General features: G+C 59.2%; 16 protein-coding genes. 7 read left to right on the forward strand and 9 right to left on the reverse strand.

What is annotated here, in order from left to right; translation table 11 throughout:
* Positions 1–37 precede the first annotated feature (37 nt).
* The 6 genes from Q7F15_RS14480 to Q7F15_RS14505 form a co-directional block, all read right to left on the reverse strand.
* Complete coding sequence (locus Q7F15_RS14480) at positions 38–811, reverse strand: enoyl-CoA hydratase (RefSeq protein WP_171566435.1); 774 nt, start codon at positions 809–811, stop codon at positions 38–40.
* A gap of 114 nt (positions 812–925) precedes the next feature.
* Complete coding sequence (gene fadR, locus Q7F15_RS14485) at positions 926–1,513, reverse strand: fatty acid metabolism transcriptional regulator FadR (protein WP_171566436.1); 588 nt, start codon at positions 1,511–1,513, stop codon at positions 926–928.
* Positions 1,514–1,793: 280 nt separating this feature from the next.
* On the reverse strand, positions 1,794–3,494 hold the full coding sequence (locus tag Q7F15_RS14490; RefSeq protein WP_304414521.1) for a long-chain-fatty-acid--CoA ligase: 1,701 nt from the start codon (positions 3,492–3,494) through the stop codon (positions 1,794–1,796).
* 196 nt (positions 3,495–3,690) lie between these two features.
* Positions 3,691–4,674: an LCP family protein gene (locus Q7F15_RS14495; protein WP_304414522.1), complete on the reverse strand. Its 984-nt coding sequence runs from the start codon at positions 4,672–4,674 to the stop codon at positions 3,691–3,693.
* Between the two features lie 110 nt (positions 4,675–4,784).
* Positions 4,785–5,960: a thiolase family protein gene (locus Q7F15_RS14500; protein WP_171566439.1), complete on the reverse strand. Its 1,176-nt coding sequence runs from the start codon at positions 5,958–5,960 to the stop codon at positions 4,785–4,787.
* A gap of 87 nt (positions 5,961–6,047) precedes the next feature.
* Positions 6,048–6,974, reverse strand: a complete 927-nt coding sequence (locus Q7F15_RS14505) for a 50S ribosomal protein L11 methyltransferase (protein ID WP_304414523.1) — start codon at positions 6,972–6,974, stop codon at positions 6,048–6,050.
* A 308-nt stretch (positions 6,975–7,282) separates the two neighbouring features.
* On the opposite strand from Q7F15_RS14505, the gene csaB reads away from it, so the two are divergent.
* Together csaB and Q7F15_RS14515 are read left to right on the forward strand one after the other, a co-directional pair.
* On the forward strand, positions 7,283–8,386 hold the full coding sequence (csaB, locus tag Q7F15_RS14510; RefSeq protein WP_171566441.1) for a polysaccharide pyruvyl transferase CsaB: 1,104 nt from the start codon (positions 7,283–7,285) through the stop codon (positions 8,384–8,386).
* A gap of 72 nt (positions 8,387–8,458) precedes the next feature.
* A complete protein-coding gene (locus tag Q7F15_RS14515) occupies positions 8,459–9,310 on the forward strand; it encodes a class I SAM-dependent methyltransferase (RefSeq protein WP_230076656.1) in 852 nt (283 codons plus the stop codon).
* A 157-nt stretch (positions 9,311–9,467) separates the two neighbouring features.
* Here the strand turns inward: Q7F15_RS14515 and Q7F15_RS14520 are convergent, their stop codons facing one another.
* Positions 9,468–11,099, reverse strand: a complete 1,632-nt coding sequence (locus tag Q7F15_RS14520; RefSeq protein ID WP_304414524.1) for a putative polysaccharide biosynthesis protein — start codon at positions 11,097–11,099, stop codon at positions 9,468–9,470.
* Positions 11,100–11,374: 275 nt separating this feature from the next.
* Between Q7F15_RS14520 and Q7F15_RS14525 the strand changes: the two genes are divergently transcribed.
* The gene (locus Q7F15_RS14525) at positions 11,375–12,748 is read left to right on the forward strand and encodes a phenylacetate--CoA ligase family protein (protein ID WP_304414525.1); all 1,374 of its coding nucleotides are present in this window, start codon (positions 11,375–11,377) and stop codon (positions 12,746–12,748) included.
* Here Q7F15_RS14525 and murJ read toward each other — a convergent pair.
* Positions 12,726–14,249, reverse strand: coding sequence for a murein biosynthesis integral membrane protein MurJ (murJ, locus tag Q7F15_RS14530; protein ID WP_304414526.1), 1,524 nt, complete (start codon positions 14,247–14,249; stop codon positions 12,726–12,728). The two genes, Q7F15_RS14525 and murJ, sit on opposite strands and share 23 nt — an antisense overlap.
* 173 nt (positions 14,250–14,422) lie before the next feature.
* Between murJ and Q7F15_RS14535 the strand changes: the two genes are divergently transcribed.
* Genes Q7F15_RS14535 through Q7F15_RS14545 form a run of 3 tightly spaced genes read left to right on the forward strand, consistent with a single transcriptional unit; the run spans position 14,423 to position 18,126 of the window.
* Positions 14,423–15,685, forward strand: a complete 1,263-nt coding sequence (locus Q7F15_RS14535) for an O-antigen ligase family protein (protein ID WP_171566446.1) — start codon at positions 14,423–14,425, stop codon at positions 15,683–15,685.
* A gap of 4 nt (positions 15,686–15,689) precedes the next feature.
* Entirely contained in the window at positions 15,690–17,321 is a 1,632-nt protein-coding gene (locus Q7F15_RS14540; protein WP_304414527.1) for a hypothetical protein, read from the forward strand.
* A complete protein-coding gene (locus Q7F15_RS14545) occupies positions 17,314–18,126 on the forward strand; it encodes a hypothetical protein (RefSeq protein ID WP_304414528.1) in 813 nt (270 codons plus the stop codon). Before Q7F15_RS14540 ends, Q7F15_RS14545 begins: the two co-directional genes overlap by 8 nt.
* A gap of 723 nt (positions 18,127–18,849) precedes the next feature.
* Here Q7F15_RS14545 and Q7F15_RS14550 read toward each other — a convergent pair.
* Positions 18,850–20,196, reverse strand: coding sequence for a glycosyltransferase family 4 protein (locus Q7F15_RS14550; protein WP_304414529.1), 1,347 nt, complete (start codon positions 20,194–20,196; stop codon positions 18,850–18,852).
* A gap of 394 nt (positions 20,197–20,590) precedes the next feature.
* Between Q7F15_RS14550 and Q7F15_RS14555 the strand changes: the two genes are divergently transcribed.
* Positions 20,591–21,724, forward strand: a complete 1,134-nt coding sequence (locus Q7F15_RS14555) for a glycosyltransferase family 4 protein (RefSeq protein WP_304414530.1) — start codon at positions 20,591–20,593, stop codon at positions 21,722–21,724.
* Positions 21,725–21,734: the final 10 nt, after the last annotated feature.

Here is a 21,734-nt window from a genome sequence, read left to right on the forward strand (position 1 = left end):
ATTCCCTCCTTACTAGGTGGCGCAATTCCAATAGAAGCTAGCGGTCGGCAAACTGCGGCTTGCGCTTTTCCAAAAACGCGGCAACGCCTTCCTTGACGTCTTCCGAAGCGAACGCTTCAGCGAACAGTTCCGCTTCGCGCTGCATGCCATCTGCCTTGCCGAGCACCGTCCCGGCATGCACCGACTGCAGTGCCAGCCGCAGGGCGACAGCGCTTTTTTGGGCAATGGCTGCAGCCAGTTTTTTCGCTTCGTCCAGGAGCTGGTCCAGCGGATGGACCGCTTCCACCAGTCCGATGCGCAGCGCCTCTTCGCCGTCGATCATTTCGGAGGTGAGGATCATCTGCGTCGCCTTGCCCCGGCCGACCAGACGCGGCAGCCGCTGCGTGCCCCCGTAACCGGGGATGAGGCCCAGGTTGAGCTCGGGCAGGCCCAGCTTGGCTTCGGGCGCCGCCAGCCGAATATGGCAGGCCATCGCCAGTTCCAGACCGCCGCCCAGGCACGCCCCGTTGATCGCGGCAATGATCGGTTTCGGGAAGGTTTCCAGACGGTCAAACAATTGCTGTCCGGCTTTCGCCATCGCTTGGGCATCTGCGGGCACCAGTTGGGTAAACTCCTTGATATCCGCCCCGGCGATGAAAAAACGGCCTTCGCCGGTCAAGACGATCGCCTTTACCTGACCGTCCCGTTCCAGATCGTCCAGAAGCGCTGCCAGCTCCGTCAGCGCCGCCTGGCTCAGCGCGTTGGCCGGCGGACGGCTGATGGTGACGACGGCAACGCGATCTTCCTTGTGCACTTGCCAATACGAATACATCCCTCTCCCCCCTGCTTGCGTCAAGTCATGAAGCATCCGCCATCTGAGCGAACGCTCAGTCTTCACGTTTTTATTGTAACAAACGAAATCTTGCAAAAAAAGCGTTTTCTTTTGTCATTTTCCCTTCATACCGTACAGGAAGAGGTTATGAATGGGGTCAACATGGGAGACAAGATCGTACTTGCATTGTTTCATGACCCAGGATGTCGTCACTTCATCCAGCGTTCCGAAAATCATTTTCCGCGCCACGCGGACGTCGATGTCCGGGCGGAACACGCCTACCTGCATGCCTTCGTGGATCACTTCGTCAATCAGGTTAAAGTACTGCTTCATCACGGCACCAATGCCCTCACTGATTTCCGGATTGGACTGGCGCAGTTCAATCTGCGTCACTTTTGCCAGATCCGGGTCTTGGGCCAACTGGCTTAAATGGGCGTGAACCAGGACGTACAGTTTTTGCTCGACCGACTCTGCTTCAGCGATTCGTTCCCGGCAGGTTTCGATAAAGGCCCCCATCTTTTCGTTGAACAGGGAAATGAGAATGTCATCCTTGTTCTCAAAGTAGAGGTAGATGGTGCCGTCCGCTACCTTCGCTTCTTTCGCAATTTTGGAAACCTGAGCGCTGTGATAGCCATGACGAGCGATGACGCGAACAGCCGCATCAATAATGGCTTGATATTTTTCCCCCGTTTTTTTCGCCATACGTACCTCCACGTTTGCTTCGAATCAATGCAAAATGAATGATTATTCATTCATGTTTACAGTGTAATATAGGGCTCCATCCGCTGTCAATCCCTCGTCCGCCTGGCCAAAAACAAGCGGCAAGTGGACTGTCCGGGAAGTCCTCTGCTGAAATAGCCTGTCCCCCGGTCTGTCAAGAAAAAGGCCGCTCCCGATCAGGAGGGCGTTACGGGACAGCATTCACGGTCGATGCGATTGTGCGGCGGTTTCCGCCTGTCTTTCCGTTCGCTTCTGGCGGGCTTCAGCTCGTCTTGACCTGGTCTTGGTCGGCGCTCCGTTTCTTTTCTTCCTCCTGCAATTGGCGGCGCAGCACTTTGCCCACCATCGTCTTGGGCAGCTCTTTTCGGAACTCGTATAACCGCGGAATCTTGTAGGCAGCCAGGCGCTTGCGGCAGTGGTTCTCCAGCTCTTCCTCGCTTACCTGCGCTCCTTCCTTCAGCACGATAAACGCCTTGACCGTCTCGCCCCGGTAGGGGTCCGGCACGCCGATGACGGCTGCTTCCTGGACGGCGGGATGCTCGAACAGCACTTCTTCCACCTCACGCGGGTAGATGTTGTATCCGCCGGCGATTATCATGTCCTTCTTGCGGTCGACGATGTAAAAGTATCCGGCTGCGTCCATGTAGCCCATATCTCCGGTCAACAGCCACCCGTCCCGCAGGACAGCCGCTGTGTCTTCCGGACGGTTCCAGTATCCGAGCATCACCTGCGGCCCTTTGACCGCCAACTCGCCGATCTCTCCCTGGGGCAGTTCTTCCCCGGTTGCCGGGTCGACGATGCGGCAGTCGGTGTCCGGCCAGGGCAGGCCGATGCTGCCGTTGACCCGCTTCCCCCAGATCGGATTGGAGTGGGTGACGGGGGACGCTTCCGTCAGGCCGTACCCTTCCACCAGCCTGCCGCCGGTCAGCTCTTCAAATCTGCGCTGCACCTCCACGGGCAGCGGTGCGGAACCGCTGACACAGGCGGTAATGGAGGACAAATCGTATTTGGGCAAATCAGGGTGATTGATCAGTCCGATGTACATCGTAGGTGCGCCGGGAAACAAGGTGGGTTTTGTCTTGTCGATCAGTTTGAGGATTTGCTTGGCGTTGAATTTGGGGACGAGAATAATTTCCGCCGCAATGGAAATGCCCTTGTTCATCACCGTGGTCATTCCGTAGACGTGGAACAGTGGCAGGGCGGCGAGAATTCGTTCCCGCCCTCTGACGAACTTATACATGACTGCCTGGCACTGCAGCGTGTTGGCGACGAGGTTGCGGTGTGTCAGCATGACTCCCTTGGCCAGGCCGGTGGTGCCGCCGGTATACTGCAGAAGCGCGATGTCCTTTTCCGGGTCAACCTCAGGCCTGACCGGATTGGTAGCGCTTTCTTTCAGTACGGAAAGAAAAGGCTCAACATCACCGCCGTAGGTTATCTGCGGATGGTCGCCCTGTTTCTTCTGCACCAGCGGATACAGTATCTTTTTGAAGAAGGGTAGAAAATCACCCACACTTGTAACGATCAGGCGTTTCAGTGGGGTGGAGGCCTTCACGGCCGCGACGCGGCTGTACAGCAGGTCCAATGTGATAATCGTCTCGGCTCCCGAGTCGTTCAACTGGTGAATCAGTTCCCGTTCCGTGTAAAGCGGGTTCGTCATGACCACCGTCCCGCCGGCCATCAGAGTGCCGTAGTAGCAAATGACTGCCTGAGGCGTGTTGGGCAGCATGACGGCGACACGGTCCCCTTTTTTCACGCCGCGCTTGATCAGCGCGTTGGCGAACTGATACGACATCGCCAGGAGCTCCCGGTAGGTGATCCGCCTGCCCATGAAGTACAGCGCAGGACGATCGGGAAACTCCGCGGCCGACTGTTCCAGAAAGTGAGTCAGCGGAACACGGGGGTATTCCAATGACGGTGCGGTCTCGGGCGGGTAATTGGCAATCCAAGGCTTGGCGTTTGACATGGGCAAATTCCCTCCAGTCCCTTATTGGCCTTACCTCTCCCGTACGATCCACATTCATAACCTCTTCCTGCTTCCATTCTAGTCGAAAGATAGGTAATTTTCCAACGAAAAAAATCGAATTGGATGTGATTTTTGCAAAAAAGGGCGGGCGCTTTCCTGCTCCGATCAATGCCGGGCAGGAAACCAGTGCCCGTGTTCACGGGATCAGCGCCTCCATCAGCAGTTGGCGAACGCGGGACCGCTCCTCTTTTGGCACCAGATGATACCAGCCGAGGACGCCGTTGTGCCAGATCCGCTCGTCCGCTCCCGTAAGCGTGTCCGTCGTCAGCGCATTCGGCTCGGTGTCGCCGTAGGCCAGCAGGAGGGAGGCGATCTCCCGGTCGGTCAGATCGGTTTTGATATGGCTGCCGAGAATGTCCATCAGCGAAAACGCCTTGACCAGCGCCTGCGCCGACGTGCCCTTGTCAATCAGGGCCTGGACGATTTCCTGCTGCCGGGCGATGCGTTGGTAGTCGCTGTCTTCCCGCCCGATGTCACTTTTGCGGTAGCGGACGTAGTCGAGCGCCTGTTGACCGTTCAGTGTCTGCAGTCCCGGCTTCAGGTCAATGTAGGTGTCGTCGCTCGGATCAGTGTACTTCATCCGTTTTTTCACCTCGATCTGCACCCCGCCCAACGTGTCCACCACCTGCCGGAAGCCTTCGAAGTCGATCGTCACGTAGCGGTCGATCTTGAGGTTGAAAAAGCGCTCCAGCGACTGTTTGACCAGCTTGGGGCCGCCGTAGGCCATGGCGTGGTTCAACTTGTCGTAGCCTTTTCCGGGAAGTTCCATGTAGCTGTCCCGGGGGATGGAGACGAGATGCACCTGCTGCTTGGAGGGATGCACAGCCGCCAGCATCATCGTGTCTGAGCGGGCCTGCTCCCCGTCCCGGCTGTCTGTCCCAATGACGAGCAGAAGAAACGGCTTCAGCGTTTTGGCTTGGGCCAACAGCGCACCGGGCAGCTGGTCCCCCTTCGCTTGCAAAGACGCTTCCGTTCCCGCCTCGAGCGGGGCGTACCATTCCCGCGTCATCCGTTTGAACTGGAAGGCGGCAAAGGAGACCGCCGCCAATACGCCGATCGCCACAACGACTGCTCCGTACCGGGCGATTCTCTTTCCGTATCTGCGCCAAAACATATGCATGAACGAGACCTCCCTTTGACAAACAGGACCCCATCTGTGCTAAGAGATTGATGGGGTCCTGCTTCCATTGTTGACCGGGGAGATCTTGTTTAAACCTGAGCGTTGGCGCTTCAGTCCCTTTCCACAACCATCGCCATGCCCATTCCGCCACCTACGCAGAGCGTGGCCAACCCGCGCTTGACCTGGCGGCGCTTCATTTCGTGCAGCAGCGTGACGACGATGCGGCAGCCCGTGGAGCCGACCGGATGGCCGAGTGAGATGCCGCTGCCGTTGACGTTCGTGATCTCGCGCGGCAGCTCCAGCAGCTTTTCCACCGCCAGATACTGGGCGGCAAACGCTTCGTTTACCTCGATCAGATCAATGTCGGCCAGAGTCAGGCCCGCTTTGGCCAACGCCTTTTTCACCGCCGGCACCGGTCCGTATCCCATCAGATCAGGCTCCACCCCGGCCCAGGCATACGAGACGATCCTGCCCAGCGGAGCGACGCCCAGCTCCCGTGCCCGGCTCTCCTTCATCAGCACGACCGCAGATGCCCCGTCGTTCAGCCCGGAGGAGTTGCCCGCCGTCACGGTCCCGTTTTCGCGAAAGCTGGGCTTCAGCTTGGACAGGCCCTCCAGCGTGACGTCCCGACGGGGATGTTCGTCTGTCTCCACCATCGTCACCGCTCCCCGCTTCGTTACTGCAACGGGAATGATTTCCTCACGAAACAGGCCGCTGTCGATCGCCCGCACCGCGTTTTGCTGGCTGCGCAGGGCGATTTCATCCTGTTCGGCGCGGCTGATGCTGTAGCGCTCCGCCAGCCGTTCCGCCGTCTCCCCCATCAGGATGCCAAAATGGGGATCGGTCAAAAGTTCCCACATCGCGTCGGTCATCTCCCCGTGCGTGAGGCGTTTGCCCCAACGGGCGTTTTTCAACACGTACGGCGCATTGCTCATGCTCTCCACGCCGCCGGCGATTACCACCTCACAGTCCCCCAGCAGAATTTGTGCGGCACCGCTGACGATCGCCTGCATGCCGGAGGCGCACTGGCGCTGTACGGTAAAACCGGTCACCCGGTTGCCGAGCCCGGCGTCAAGGGCTGCCACGCGTGCAATGTTGGCTTCATCGGTCCGCTGGATGCAGTTGCCAAGGATCACTTCATCAATCAGCGACGGATCTACTGACGATTTGGCAATGACGCCGCGAATCACCGTTTCCGCCAGTTTGCGAGCGCTTACATCTTTCAGCGCGCCGCCGAACGTGCCGATCGGCGTGCGTCCGGCTGCGACAATGACGATTTGTTCCATCGCAATTTCCTCCCCCGCGTTCGATTTTCCCATTTCTCCCATTGTGACACAGGTACGAATCGGGCGTAAATCGTTCCCGTACCATCTCTACTCCCGGGCGTCTTTCATCATGACCGTCACCCACTCGTCACTGTGCCGCTCCGCCACCAACGAAAATCCGGCCTGTTCGTAAGCAGCCAGCACCTTGTCGCGATTCCACTGCACAATCCCGGAAAGGATCACCGTCCCTCCCTGCGTAATTCGCTTCCGCACCAGCGGCAGCATGGCCACGTCTTCGTCACCGCCGATATTGATCAGGATCAGATCCGCCTCCCGGGGCAGCCGCTCCTGTACGTCCGGTTCCAGCGCGTCACCCAATACGATTTCCACCGCATCCTCCGCCAGGTCGTTGTTGGCCAGGTTTACCCGGATCTGGTATTCGCTCTGCGGGTTGAGATCCACCGCAAAGACCGGCTGCCGGGCGCCGTTTTTGACGCAGAACAGCGACAGGATGCCGGAACCGGCGCCGATATCCAGCACTCGTTTGCCGGCGGGAGACCACTCCTGCAGCAGCAGCAGGATGTCCTGGGTAGTGCCGTGGTAGCCGGTGCCAAACGCCGCGCCGGGATCGATCCAGAGCACGTGTCTGGCTTGGGCCAGCGCCTCCGGCGGGGTCCACGTGGGTGCAATCCACCAGTCGCCCACCTGCACCTCGTGAAATGTCTCCTTCCACGACTCATTCTCCGCGGTCACCGTCTCTACTTCCTTAAGGCGGACCTGCTCCCCCCAGCGGCTGAGATAGTTCCGAAGCTGCTCCACATGCTCGGCTTCGCTCTCCCTGAGCGGCTCAAACAGGTAGGCGATCACCGGCCCGTCCGTCTTTTCCGCATAATCGTAGCCGTTTTCCGTCGTCAGCACCTCGATCTGCGGCTCCACCCAACCGAGTGTGTAGGCGCTGGCCAGCACCTCGCTGACAAACGCGTCTTCCGCATCCCGATCGACCAACAGGATGTACTTTAGCCATGTTTCTTCCATCGTCTGCCTGCCCCTTTCTCCCATCTGATCCTCTGAATGGATGGCGAGGATATGCGCTTGCATGGTATGATTATAGAATGGATGAAAACTTGTTTGGAGGCTTGCCATGTTTGACGAATTTTTTTACCGGCGCCGCAAGAACAAGGGGATGCTGATCCTGATGATCGCCCTGCTCATTATGGGGGCCGGTCTGTTCGCCCTGGGCTTCCTCTATTTGTTCTAGAGTTGCTTTACTTCCCCGTATTTACTCGATTATACTTGAGAATGTGTTTTTCCTGTACGTTTGATATAGAAAGAAGGTTCACTCCATGTCGCGTATTCTCATCTCCGGGTACTACGGCTTTAACAATGCCGGAGACGATGTGGTCCTGTATGGCATCATCAGCGCGCTGCGTCGGGAACAACCGAATATTTCCCTGGCCGTGTTGTCCAACCAACCGGAGCGAACGACGGCCCTGTTTGGCATTCCGGCGTACAACCGCTGGAGCCTGCCGACCATCGTGCGCGAGTTGATGCGAAGCGACATGCTGGTGATGGGCGGCGGAACGCTGATGCAGGACGTGACCAGTCCGCGCAGCGTGCTTTACTACCTGGGGATCGTCTCGATCGCCAAGCTGCTGGGCAAACCGGTCGTGTTTTACGCTCAGGGGTTTGGTCCGGTCCAGAAGCGTATCAGCCGCCTGTTGATCAAGCAGGTGGTGAACCGGGTAGATGTGATCACCGTACGTGACTTTGAATCAGGCGAAGATTTCAAGGCGTGCGGAGTGAGCAAGGCGCCCGTCTACGTGACCGCCGATCCGGCACTGACCATTTCGCCGGACGACGTGTCTGACGAGCGGGGGCGCCAGCTGTTGGCGGACAAGTTTGTCGACCTGTCCAAGCCGCTGGTTGCCATCTCGGTCCGCGACTGGAAGCAGGAGCAGCGCTTCAAGCAGTCGATCGCCCGGGCAGCCGACCTGTTTGCAGAGCGTGGATGGAACGTGCTGTTTGTGCCGATGCACTATCCCAGCGATCTGGCTCCCTCCCGCGACATCATCGCGATGATGCGCCAGCCGGGGGCAAAGCTGTTGGACGAGCCGGTCACCTTTCACGACATCATGTCCGTGCTGAAACAGTGCGAGTACGTGCTCGGCATGCGGCTGCACTCCCTGATTCTTGCCTGCATGCTCCAAACGCCGTTTACCGGCATCTCCTATGATCCCAAAATTGACCGGTTTGTCGAGCGGGCCGGCATGCCCAGCGCCGGCCATATCACCCGTTTGGACGAATCGGCGCTCCTCGCCCTTTTGGACGAGCGGCTGGCCGACCTGGAGCGGGAAAAACGCGTGATTGCCGAACGCTCGCAACTGCTCGCCCAGGAAGCGGCCAAAAGCAGTGAACTGGTGCTTCAGGCACTGCGCCGCAAAGCGTAAGTCTGACCACGTGGCTTAAAACGCCGACAGGGGCAGGTCTCCCCACAACGCGGACGAAAGGAGGACGTGCAGATGTCCGTTTCTTCCCAGTTGCTGATACGTTTGAACAAGCTGTTTCCGCTCCCCGTTCACCCGTTCAATCTGGCGAACGACGGGACGATGAGCTACACCGAATGGCAGTTCCAAAAAGGGGACCAGACGATCCAGTTTTTCCTCCCCTATCATTCGCAGGAGCAGATGTTCGTCGACAAGACAGTCCTGGACATCGGCTGCGGCGGCGGAGGCAAAACCTGCTATTACGCCACATTTGGTCCCAAGCAGATGATCGGCATCGACATTGTGCCCCATTACGCCGAGGAAGGAAACGCCTTTGCCCGCGAAAAAGGGCTGGCGGACCGGGTCTCGTTCATGACCGCCGACTCTGCCGATCTGCCGTTTGATGACAACACGTTCGACACGATTATCATGAACGACGCGATGGAACACGTCGACCGTCCGGAACAGACGCTGGACGAATGTTTCCGCGTTTTGAAACCGGGCGGTCATCTGTATATCAACTTTCCACCGTACTACCACCCGTACGGGGCCCATCTCTCCGACGCCATCGGGATTCCCTGGGTGCACGCGTTTTTCTCCGAGCAGACGCTGATCGACGCCTACAAGCAGTTGGTTCGCCACCTGCCTGACGGCGAGGAGCGGATCTCCTTCCGCTTCGGTCAGGGGCCGGATGGCAAGGAGACCATTTCCTACATCAACCGGATGACGATCAAGCGGTTCCGCCGCATCCAGCAGGGGGTCCACCATCCAGTGGTTTACCAGCAGGAAGTACCGCTGCGCCCGGTCGTCTCCGGCCTGGCCAAACTGCCGTTTTTGCGTGAGTTTTTTGTCAAAATGGTAGTCTGCATCTATCAAAAGCAGGCATAGCAGACCGATATGCGTGAAGCCGTCCCAAACAAGCGGGGCGGCTTTTTGCCGGGGGCTGGGCCGCACCGGTCCTTGACAGACAGAGAAAAGGGCTGTGCCGTAATCGGAGGTGTTCCGTTTACGGTACAGCCCTTGTTTTCATGCCGCCAGGCCGAGGTCAGCGGATATCGGTCGGCGACTCTTTCCGGCGCAGCAGGTTCACCAGGCCGCGCAGCCGGTTGCCTCCGGGCAGCCACTCCAGCTCTTTTTCTTCGATCAGCGGTATGACCAGCAGCATGCCCAGGTAGACGAGCATCCCCGTTCCGACCCCGACCACCGTTTCCACCGCCCCCACCAGGCGGGCTTTTCCATGCAGCAGGAAACCGACCGTCTCCGTTGCCCCCCAGGCCAATACCAGCATCAGGTTGGCGACGAGCAGCGGATACAGCGTGTCAAAGCGCCACTGAATGTCCACCTTCACAAGACGGTTGATCACCCGCATGTTCAGGGCACAGACCAGGGCAGTGGCGCACAGCCAGGATACGGACAGCCCGTCCATCCCCAGCAGGGAAGTAAACAGGATCGTCGTCCCGATCTTGGCCAGCACGCCCCACAAGAGGTGCAGTGCCGGCACTTTTTCCCGGCCCAGCCCCTGCAGGATGCCGTTGGTGGCCAGCAGCAGGGAAAGCGGAATGGCGCTGACGCCCAAAATCGCCATCGCCCGTGTCCCCTCCACGTCTCCGTACAGTGCCAGGTTGGCCCCTTCAGCCACGGCCGTCAAGCCCAGACCCGCCGGCAGGCCGATCAGCCAGGCAAAGCGCAGGGAGAGCTTGGTCAGCGTGCTCACCCGTTCTTCGTCACGCTGCTGCCGTGCTTCGGCGATGGCGGGAACGATCGACAGCGCAATGGACGAGCCGAACAGGCTGGCCAGCTGCAGCAGCGGTCCTCCACGGCTGTAGATGCCGAACCAGGTGTCGGCGGTCAGTCCGTCCACATGCCAGACGTAGCGAAAGATGTTGATCGCCAAAAACGAGTCGACCAGGCTGAAGATCGGAATGACCAGCGCGCTGATACAGATCGGCCAGGCGATGCGCCACATCGACAGGAAAAAGGTGCGGTCGAACCACCAGTCAAGCCGCTTCCACCCGTCCGCAGACGCGAACGGCTGCTTGCGGTTGTGCCGCCACAACAGGAACGCAAGGAAGCCAAGGCTCAACATCGTGCTGATCATCGTCCCAAAGTTGACGCCCGTGATCACCTGATCCGTATCTTCGCCCAGCGAGACGAGATAGAGCGAGGCGATCAGGATAAAGGCCACCCTCAGCGTCTGCTCCACGATCTGGGAGAGGCCGACGTAGAGCATTTTCTGATGTCCGTAAAAGAAGCCCCGGATCACCGCGATCAAGGGAACGAACAACAGCGACAGCGAAATGGCCCGAATCGGTTCGATCAGATGAGGGTTGCCCATCAACCGGGCGATCAGGGGAGAACCCAGGTAGAGCAGGGCAAACAAGACGATCCCGATCCCGCCCATCATCACCATGCTGCGGGCGAGAATCTGGCTGACCGCATCCTGCTTTCCTTCCGCCAGCGCTTCGGCGATCACCCGGGAGAGAGCCACGGGGACGCCCGCTGTGGCCAGAATCAGGAATGTGAGGTAGAGCGGATATACCTCCTGGTAGAGACCCAATCCGTTGTCACCCACGATTTCCTGCAGGGGGATGCGGTAAAACATCCCGATTACCTTGGACAAAATCCCGGCCACAGCGAGAATCAACGCCCCGGCGAGGAATTGACTTTTTTTGGTCATGGGAAACTCCTTTGCAACAATGTCAAATCAAATCGTGTACCGCACAGCCGGGTTGCTTTGCAAGTCGGCGGCAGTTTGCTTCACGCACAGACAAACATAAACCGTCCGGGCAAACCGCTGCCGTCCCTCGTGCACACACCTGCTGTAAATTCTCTCTCTATCCTACTAGGAAATCTCCCATCCGGCAAACAGGTATAGGGGCCCGATCCGGCAGTCATACTAATGGGAAAAGATTCCAAACATTGTATCGGCAGCCGGAAAGGAGCAACCCCCCAATGCAACTGACAGGCACACTCATCCGCCGCGTGCACTGGCCGTTGATGGAACGGCTGAAACAGAACCGCACGCGTCAGTATTTGCACGAACTGCGAGAGGCGCAGCAGTTGTCGCCGCAGGCGCTGCGGAAACGCCAGGCGGACAAGCTGAGGCGCTTATTGGACCACGCCGTCCGCCGTGTCCCCGCCTACAGCGAATACGCATCCGACTGGGAAGCGGCTGATGACGACCCGATTCGCTTCCTGGAGCGCCTTCCCGTGCTCAGCAAGGCCCGTTTCCGCGCGTCGTTTGACCAGTTCCTCAGCAACGATGCAGACCCCTCCCGGCTCATTGCCAACCGGACTGGCGGCTCCACGGGAGAGCCGACCCGTTTTTACCTGAGCCGGCCGGCTGTGGAACGCTACGAAGCAGCCCGCTGGCTGGGGCTCTCCTGGCACGGTATTCGCATCGGCGACCCGTCCGTCATGGTCTGGGGCTCGCCGCTTGAACTCAACCAGCAGCAGGCCCGCCGCTATCGCCTGAAAGAGCGATGGTTGAAAAATCGGCTGATGATACCCGCCTACGACCTGGACGAGCGGCGGCTGGACGAACACCTGCAGCTAATCCGCCGGTTTCGCCCAGTCTACCTGTACGGGTATGCGTCTGCCCTCCACCTGTTGGCTGAGATGATGCTGGCGCGCGGCGCCAGTCCAGGTGTGAAGCTGAAAGCGGTGGTGTCTACGGCAGAGACGCTTCATGACTACCAGCGGCAAGCAATCGCCAAAGCGTTCCAGGCGCCTGTCGTCAACGAATACGGCGCCCGCGACGGAGGCATCATCGCCTACCAGTGTCCGGTTGGACGCATGCACGCCTTCAGCGAAAACTGCGTGCTGGAAGTGGTCGATCCCGCCAGCGGCCGCCCCCTTCCCCCGGGGGAAAGAGGGACGCTTCTGGTCACTGACCTGCACAACACAGTCATGCCCCGGCTGCGCTACCAGTTGGGCGACGTCATCGCCCTCTCGTCGGACACCTGCACCTGCGGCATCAGCTATCCGCTGCTGGCCGCCATTGACGGCCGGGAAGACGACATGTTTGTCACCGCTCACGGTACGTATGTGCACGGCCACTACTTCAACCACATCATGCGCAATCTGGACAGCTTCCGCACCTTTCAAATCATCCAGCACAGGCCGGACCAGGTGACGCTCAAACTGGTAAAAGAGCCGGATCGGTACGATCCGGCTGACGAAGCCCGGCTGTTGGAGGCCGTTCGAGACAAACTGGGGGAAGTCAGCATCGAGGTATGCCACGTCGACCGGATTCCACCGAGTGCTTCCGGCAAGACCCGCTACGCCATTCGCGAATGTCCGCTTACCGGTTTGCTGCGGGAGTAGACCGTCTGCGCAGCTTTTGCACCAATTCGGCGACCAGCGGTTCACGCAGCGCGAACAGTGCCGCAAAGTACAGCAGCGCCCCGCCCGTTACCCCAAGCAGCAGGTAACACCACAACGGCAGAGCGGACAGCCAGGCATCAGCCAGCAAAATCCCGCCGCTCATGACAGCGCAGGCGGCCAGCGTCCGCAGCGCTGTCCACACAAAGCTCCGGTTGATGGGCGCACCCACTTTGCGCCAGAGCAGGGCGAACAGCAGCACCGACTGGAAGAGTACGGAGACGGCCATCCCCAGGGCGATCCCCCCGTGTCCCATCCAGGGGATCAGCAGCCAGTTGGCAACAGCGTAGACGGCGATCCCGATTACGCCGACCACGACCGGCGTCCGCGTGTTGTCCAGTGCGTAAAACGCCCGGGTGATCAGGTCGCGGGCGGCCATCCCGTACAGCCCCAAGCCGTAAAATGGCAGCGCCCAGGCGGTCAGCGCGACGGACAGCTCGCCGAACTCGCCGCGCTGGAACGCCAGCCGCACGATCGGTTCGGCGTAGAGGATCAGTCCCGCCGTCACCGGCAGGAGCAGAATCAGCAGATACGCCAGCCCTTTTTGCAGAATCTGCTTCATCTGGTCCATCTCTCCCCGCTTCACGTGGCTGGCCAGCAGCGGAAACAGCGGCAGAGTAAACGCCCCAACGAAGATCGCCATCGGCATCTGCACGATCTGGTTGGCGTTGGCCAGAGCGGATACGTTGCCTGCTCCCAAGCCGTTGGCAAACCCCCGCTCCAAAAACGTGGTCGCCTGGGACACGACTGCTCCGATCAGGATGGGCACCACCCGCTCGCCCATGCTGCGCAGTGCTTCATCCTCTTTCCATGCAAACGACAAGCGGTGGCGGTAGCCAAATCGGCGCAGCGTTGGCAGCATCGTCAGCATCGCCGCCAAGTAGCCGAGAGTGGTCGCCATGGCCAGTCCGTCAGGTCCGTAGAGCGGCACCAGGAGATACATGCTGACAATCACCAACGCGCCGTTGGCCACCGTTCCCAGCGTCGGAGTGAAGAAGTGCTGGTGGGCGTTGCAAACACTGGACCACAGACCGGCAAGCCCGATGAAAACAGCGGACGGCCACATCCACCGCAGCATGTCGACCGTCATCTCCAGCGTGTTTTCCTGTGCTCCCATCAACCAGGCGATCTCCCGGGCAAAGACGACGCCCAGCACCGCCATCGCCAGAAACGCCGCGAACACGACGGTCAGCACCTTGTTGTACAGCACCCCGGTCCGCTCCTCTTTTTCCATCAGCCCGCGCATGGTGGGAATCAGCACGGCATTGATCGCTCCCGGCACGACCAGAAACAGCGTCTGCGGAATCGTCACCGCTGTGTAAAAGGCGTCGGACGCTGCACTGGTGCCGTAGAGGTTGCTTACGTAGACGTTGCGAAAAAAACCGAGAAGCCTTCCGATCAACGTGAGTGCGACGATCATCGAGGCAGTCTTGAATATGCTCATCGTTCGAATCTCCCATCTTTGCAATACGCGCCCATCCTCTTAAAAAGCACACCTGTTATCATAGCGCATTTCTCGTAATCCTACCAACCTCTATCCCCCTTCGCCTTGCGACAGCATTCGCCCATTCATTATAATAGTGGGGTTAATCCCTGTGTAGGAGGATCAAAAACGAAATGAAAGAGAACGTATGGAAGTGGGGGAGGCAGTCAGACACCTGGGTCTACCTCCTGCTGGCCTACCCCGTTATCGATTACGTCTTGCGAAAGATTTTGCCGATTCCAGTCGTCTCGTCGCTGTGGGATGACGGCCTGCTGCTCGTCCTCCTGCTGTTTACTTTTCTCGCCTACTGGAAAGGTTCGCGGGACATGCCCGCCATCAAGCATACGTTTGCGGCGTTCATCGTCTACGGACTGGCGCTGACGGTGGCCGACATGGCCAACTGGGACGCCAGCGTGGAGGGCTTCCGCGCCGTCTACCAGTACATGATTGCCTTTTTCATCGGCTTTTACCTGCTGCGCGACACAAAGCAGCTGGTCGTGTTCCTGAAAGTGCTCACCGCGTTCGGGTTTCTCGCCGCGGTCGTCGGCATCATGCAGGTAGTGCTGGGCGTACAGACGCCGCAGTCGTGGGTGCAGGAAGGGGAAGCCGTCACGACGCGGGCGTTTTCGATTGTCACCAGCCCCAACGTGCTGGGCAGCTACATGGCCCTGATCGCTCCTGTCGCAGTCGGGTTGGCCGTCACAACAGCCAATCGGAAAGAGCGCATCATCTGGTGGATCGTCGCGCTGACGACGCTGCTCACCTTGCTGCTGACCAGTTCGCGCGGAGCCTGGATCGCGCTGGCTGTGGCGCTGTTCGTCTGCTGCTATCTGTGGAACAAGCGGCTGGCCGGCTTTCTCGTGATCGCCGGCATCGTCGGCCTGATCGGCCTGTACTTCGTGCCGGAGTCGACGCCCCTGATCGGGAAGATTTCCAACCGCATCTTCACCCTGTTTACCCCCGAGTACCTCCAATCCAGCATGCAGGCCGGACGTCTCGACCGCTGGGGGGAGGCGTACGACAAGATGCGGCTGGAACCGCTGTTCGGGGTGGGGCTCGGCCATCACGGCGGCGCCGTCGGTTCCCGCCACTTCGGCACAATCTACACCGACAGCTACCTGTTTAAAAGCATCGCGGAGCTGGGCCTCATCGGCGTCATCATGCTGATTGCGCTGATTGCCATGACGTTTGCCTACGCGGTCCGGCTCATCCGGGCACAGGCAGGAAAGCCGCCGTTCTTTTTGATGCTGGGTCTGTTTGGCGGCCTGTTTGCCGTCGCCATGCACAACCTGGTGGAAAACATTTTTGAGGTGCCGTTCATGTCCCTCTACTTCTGGTTGTTTGGCGGCTTCCTGTGCGCACTGTACGCCGACCAAGCGAAAGAGAAAAGGTGGTGAGTCCATGCGCCGCAATGGTGTATTGTCAGCCGTGAACTGGGCGCTGTACGCAATCGCCCTGTTCCTCATCTATCACATTCTGGTCAAACCGGCGTTCCTGGACCTCTCCTGGATCGCCCTGATCGTCTTTTTGCCGCTGCTCGGTTTCCTATATGTCCTGGTACATCCGGACGAACGGCGGCAGGTAGTCGTTTTTACGCTCGGCTTTTTGCTGCTGGACCGTGCCCTCGCCCACGTAGACGTGAAATCGCTCGCCGCCGTGCTGATCGGCGGAGCGGTGGCGAGCGGAGTCATCGCCATGATTGCCAAATGGTACGGCCGTCTGAGCTGGTCGGCTGTCATCGCGCTGGTGCTCGTCGCCGTGCTGACCAACGTCAGCTTCCACCGGGACAACCTGGCCGCGCTCAGCCACTTCACGCTGAAGTATGAATCGGAACGCCTTTACAACGGAGCCTGGGTGGATTACTTCCCCGTCATCCTCTACGACGTGGACGGAGACGGCAAGCAGGAGATCATCACGTACGGCAACGCCGAGGAGTTGCCCCTGCCGGAAGAAAAGCCGAAAAAGCCGGAGACGGAAGCAGAGCGGAAGGAGCTCGCCGACAAACTTTTGCATCTGCAGGCCGAACCCATCTCCCTGTACGTGCTCACCTGGAAAGACGGCAAGCTGGTGCGCATGCCCAACGACCAAATCGCGGCGGAGACGATGGCTAAAATCAAGGAGCAAATGCCGACAGACTACCCGGGCTTCCCGTACTACACGATGAAAGACGGCCAACTGCTGCCAAACGTGCAGCGCCAATCCTACGCGGAAGCGATGCTGCAGGTGGGAACCGCTCCGAATCGCGCCCTGCTGTTGGACATGCAAATCATCGGGGACAAGCTGGCGGAAAACGACGGCGGCCTGGACGTGCGCAGCGCGATCGGCGAGAAGTACCGCGATGTCTCGATCAAAGAGGGGCTGCTGAGCGGCACGTATGAAGGCAGGCCGTTTGTCGCCACGACCAAGGCGACCAAGCTGATTGGCACGATGAAGCTGCCGGACGGTCGCGAGGGGCTTATCATCATGGGCGAACACCTCAGCGTCATGGCTGTGGAACCGGACGGCACCGCCGTGGAGGCGTACTCCCTGACGCGCAAGGAAATGCCGCTGGCAACCGCGGAATTCATCCCGGCCGATTTGGACAAGGACGGAGCCGATGAACTGCTGGTGGCCAACAGTCCGTCCTACATCCTGAAAGCGAAGCAAAACGGCACCTGGGAAATCCTCTGGGCAAGCGAGGAAGGCGATCGCAGCTTCCGCTTCACCAACTACGCTCCGATCGGATCTAGCACAGAGCCGGAAATCGTCGCCATGGCGAAAAGCTGGGTGAGCACCACCGACTCCCGTTACCTGTCCGGGTACCGCTACACCCCGGACGGACTGAAGCAGACCTGGCGCATCTACCTGCCGCTTTTAAACGTGCAGGTGGGTGACATCGACGGCGACAAGGAAAATGAAATCGTCGCCACCATCTACGACAAGCACCGCCTCATCGTGTTCAAGCAGCACAACGTGCCCGTCGTGCCGCTCGTCATCCTCCTGTTTGCCGGATTGATCGGCTACGGGATCGCAAGGAGGGTTCGCCATGCGTAAACGAACCGTAGGAATGCTTTCCCTGTCTGCGCTCGCTGCCACCCTGCTATTGACCGGATGCACCTACGAGTCGGGGCCCAAGTCGTTCGCCTCCACCAATTACGGCACGAGCTCGGCAAAGACGGCCCCGCAGCAGACCGAGTCGGCGAGCGAGTGGCTGAAGACAGCGCTGGAACGTGCGAAAACGGACAAGGACGCACAGAAGTTCTGGTACAAAGGCCACGTCAAAACCATTATGAACCGCACCACAACCAGCATGTTTAACGGGGCCGTCGTACAGCCAAACGGATACAATGTGGATGCGCGGATTGCCCGCCAGGACTATCAGTATTACCGTATCGGTGACAAGCGGTACATCCGGGTCGGCGATGCCTGGATGACTGCTCGGGAAACCCCGCTTCCGTTTGACGTGCTGGCCGGTTTTGACGACTGGCTGCCGTTTATGGAACAGGCGGTACAGTTAAAAGAAGAAAAAGTGTACGGTACGGTTTGCGTCCCGTTTGAAGTGAAAATGACCGGCGCAGACTGGCTGGCGGCGAGCAAGAGTCCGCTGTTTGAGCCGCTGCGCCAGCAGGTGGCCGACCGCCCGGACATGGCGGCCGTTCTAAAGGATTCCACGATCAAGACCACTTTCTGGTTCGGCAAGGACGACCGGCTGATCCATCAGTTCGAGACCTGGATCATCCTGCCGATGCCGGAAGGAGGCACGATGGACCAGCAGGTGTTCTTCCAGTTTTACAAGTACAACGACCCGGGAATCCAGATCAAGGACCCGGAAGAAGTGGAAAAGTATCTGCTGTACTAAACAAGCGCACATAAAAAAGAGGCGAATCTATCGCCTCTTTCTGTTTGTAGGCAAAATGGCCGTTGCGAGGAGAACACGCTTCCGTCATCCACTCCGTTCTTTACCCACTGAACACAAGCTAATGCTCGCGTCCGGCGGGGCCCAGTCAATGCCCAGCAGGGAAGCACAAACTACACACTCCGCATCGATTTGCGGGGGATCGCCAAAGCCGCATCGCTACGCAACCGATGCAAAGGTGACGCTCCTTTTTCCCGCAAATCGCTGCTTTGCTCGGTAGGGCTCTCAAGTCGCTCTGCCTGGAAACGTGATTCTCCTTCGGTACCATCCGTTTGTCTTCATTCTGAAAGAGTCAAATTCATCGCCTCTCAGACTGAAGACAACCTGTTTTTTATTGAGTGTCCGCAAGGAAACGATCTTCCATCGTTTCCAGGCCGGAAGGCCTGCACATTCATCAACCGAAGGTGGAGACAAAGTACATGGCATGGAGTGATGGGCCAAGCGAGCTCCTTTGACGACCTGCTCAGCGGAAAAACGAAAGACGCGGGAAAAAACAGGGGGCACAAGTCTCACTTCATCAAACTACCCAGATGTTTGCCCCCTGCCCGCGTCGCGTTTTGAAGCGGACATCATTCACTTCTTTGCTGGTCGTCAAGAGAGCGAGCGAGCCCGATCACCCATGCGCCACGGACTTTGTCTACACACTGAGAGGTTCATGCCTCATTTTCATTGTCCGACCAGTTCGTTCATCAATTCAGCCAGTTGGCGGGCCTGCTCACGCCGTTCGTACGGCTTGACCCGTTCGGCAAAGTCGTCGTCACGTTCCGCCGCGCCGGCCGCTCCCCGCTCCTTCCACTCGCGGTACAGCTTCAGAAACGCCTGCTTGACGGCTTCCTTGTCTTCCGGGTCGGCCACTTGGCCCAGGCGGAATGCCTCAATAATCTGCGTCGCCTCCCCCGCTTTGTTCAGGGCGAGGATCGGCTTGCCAATGCCCATGTACTCGTACAGCTTGCCGGGGATGTACGCTCCGGCGTCCGGCGAAACGTCCCCGATCAGCAGAAGCGCATCTGCTCCTTTCATCAGGCCGAGCGCCTGTTTGTGCGGCAGGTTGCCGAGCACGCGGACGACGTCGCCCAATTGCAACGCCTCCACACAGTCCCGGTTTTCCGAATAACCCGGATAGTCAAACACGCCGGCAAAACTGAGCTGCAGGTCCTCGCGCTCCACCTCTCCCGCGTCGATCAGCTCACGGATCGCCCGCAGCAGCAGGCGCGGGTTGCGCTTCTGATACAAAATGCCGGCGTAGACGGCGTGAAACTTGCCGGGCGCGGTATACTCAGGCGTGAGGCCGACGAAATCTGCCTGGTCAAAGCCGTTGTAGATCAGCTCCAGACGGCGAATGCGGCTGCCGTGTTTTTTGCGGAAGTTCTCGGCAAATGTGGCCGTCACCGTGGTGATGGCGTCAGCCTCTGCCATCACACCCGCTTCCATGCGCTCCTCCAGCCGCTCCCGCCAGGCGATCCCCGACGAATGCATGTTTTGCGTCCAGGGATCGCGGAAATCAGCCACCCATTTTACCCCGAACTCGCGGGCGAGCCGGCGGGCGACGAGGTGATTGGTCACGGGGCCGGAGGTGGAAAAGATTACATCGATTTTTTCCCGGCGGATGATCTCCCGCCCCAGCTTCAGCGCGTTGGGCAGCCAAAGGATCTGGTCGTCGGGGATCAGCAGGTACGGTTTCACTTTTTTCAACAAACCGACCGCCTGCTGCTTGAGCGTCGCTGTCAGGGAACGTCGGGCCAAAGCAGCCTCTCCTCCGGCAGCAGGGGCAGCACCCCCGCCCCGTCGCGGCAGCAAGGGCCACTCCTTGGCGCGGTGTATCGTCACGTCGGCCGGCACCTGCGCCAAAAGGGACGGGTCCAATGTAGCGTGGTAGACAGGGTCAACAGTCAGTACGTGCACCTTCCACCCAAACTCGCCCAGGTATTTGGCCATTTTTAACGGCCGCGGCACGCCTCCTCCGCCGATCGGCGGGAATATGTAACAGATGATCAATACACTGCGGGTCTTCATTGGGATACCTTCCTCGTTTTTGTCCATTCTCGTAATGCTCCTTCACCAAGATACCACAAGTCCAGTCTTATTGCGAATCCACCAGTCATCTGCTATAGTGAGAATGGCTTTGTTTTCAAATCAGGAAGAGATGATCTTTCACGTCGCGACGGCAGTGTTGCACGATTGGTTGGAGAGCCCCGCCCGGCGAAGCAAGGGACCCTGCTCGACACAGCGTCAACCATTGAGTGGGGGAAGCGTATGCTATGGCCGGGTGGGTTTTCTTACAGGATCAGCATGCAGGTAACTTCCCGGTGCTGCTGGCTGATCCGGCAGAAATCTACCTCTACCGAAGAACGGACTGATGTGAATGCTTTCGATAGAGGGTTTGTCATAAAGGTTTGGGTGGATTGTCATGAGCAAATTACGAGTCCTCCACGTCATTGGCGGGGGGGAATTTGGCGGAGCGGAACAGCATATTCTCAACCTGGTCACCTCCCTGCCGCAGGAAGCAGTGGACGTGGCGGTCGTTTGCTTTTACAACTCCCTGTTCGCCGACGAGCTGCGCAAGGTCGGCGTCTCCGTCATCCCGCTGGACAGGTTCGGCCGCTTCGACGTGCGCCTGCTGCAGGCGCTGCGCGACACGTTTCGCCGCTATCAACCGGACATTGTACATACCCACGGCGTAAAAGCAAACTTTTTTTCCCGGTTGGCCGTGCGTGGAACCGGCCCTGTACTGGTCACGACCGTACACAGCCACCTCCGCTACGACTACGTCCATCCGCTGGCGTACGCCGCCGTCACGATGATGGAACGGTCCACCCGCCGATGGAACCGACACTTTGTGGCGATCAGCGGCGCACTTGCAGACATTTTGCGGCAAGAGGGAGTTCCTAAAGACCGCATCAGCATCATCTACAACGGCATGGACCTGGCCCCCTACCGGCAGACGCATCGGCGCGTCGAGGACCGGAAGCGGCTGCGCGCGGAGTGGAACATCCCCGAAGAGGCGTTTTTGTTCTCCACAGTCGCCCGGTTCGTCCCGGTAAAAGGGCTGCCACACCTGATCGACGCGTTTGCCCAGCTGACGCGGAATCCCGGCACAGAGGACGTCCGCCTCGTCATGGTGGGGGACGGTCCGGAGCGAGCGCTGCTGGAAACGAAGGTGCGCGAACACCGCCTGGAGGACAAGGTCCGGTTCGCCGGTTTCCGCCAGGACATCCCCGCCTGCCTGCATGCTTGTGACGCGTTTGTCCACTCTTCTCTCTACGAGGGACTGGGTTACACGCTCATCGAAGCGATGGCCTCGGAAGTGCCGGTCATCGCCAGCAACGTCGGGGGCGTCAAGGAGTTTGTCAAGGACAGGGTAACCGGTCTGACGGTGGAACCGGGCGACGTCGAGCGGCTGAGCCGGGCCATGCAGGAGCTGCATCAATCGCCCGAGCTGCGCGAAACACTCGTCGAAAACGCCCTGCGAACGGCAGAAGACACCTTTACCATCAAGCGCATGGCGGAATGCACCCTGGCGCTGTACCAGCGGCTGGTGTAAAGAAACTGGA

Source organism: Brevibacillus aydinogluensis (assembly GCF_961514395.1).
GTDB classification, from domain to species: domain Bacteria; phylum Bacillota; class Bacilli; order Brevibacillales; family Brevibacillaceae; genus Brevibacillus; species Brevibacillus aydinogluensis.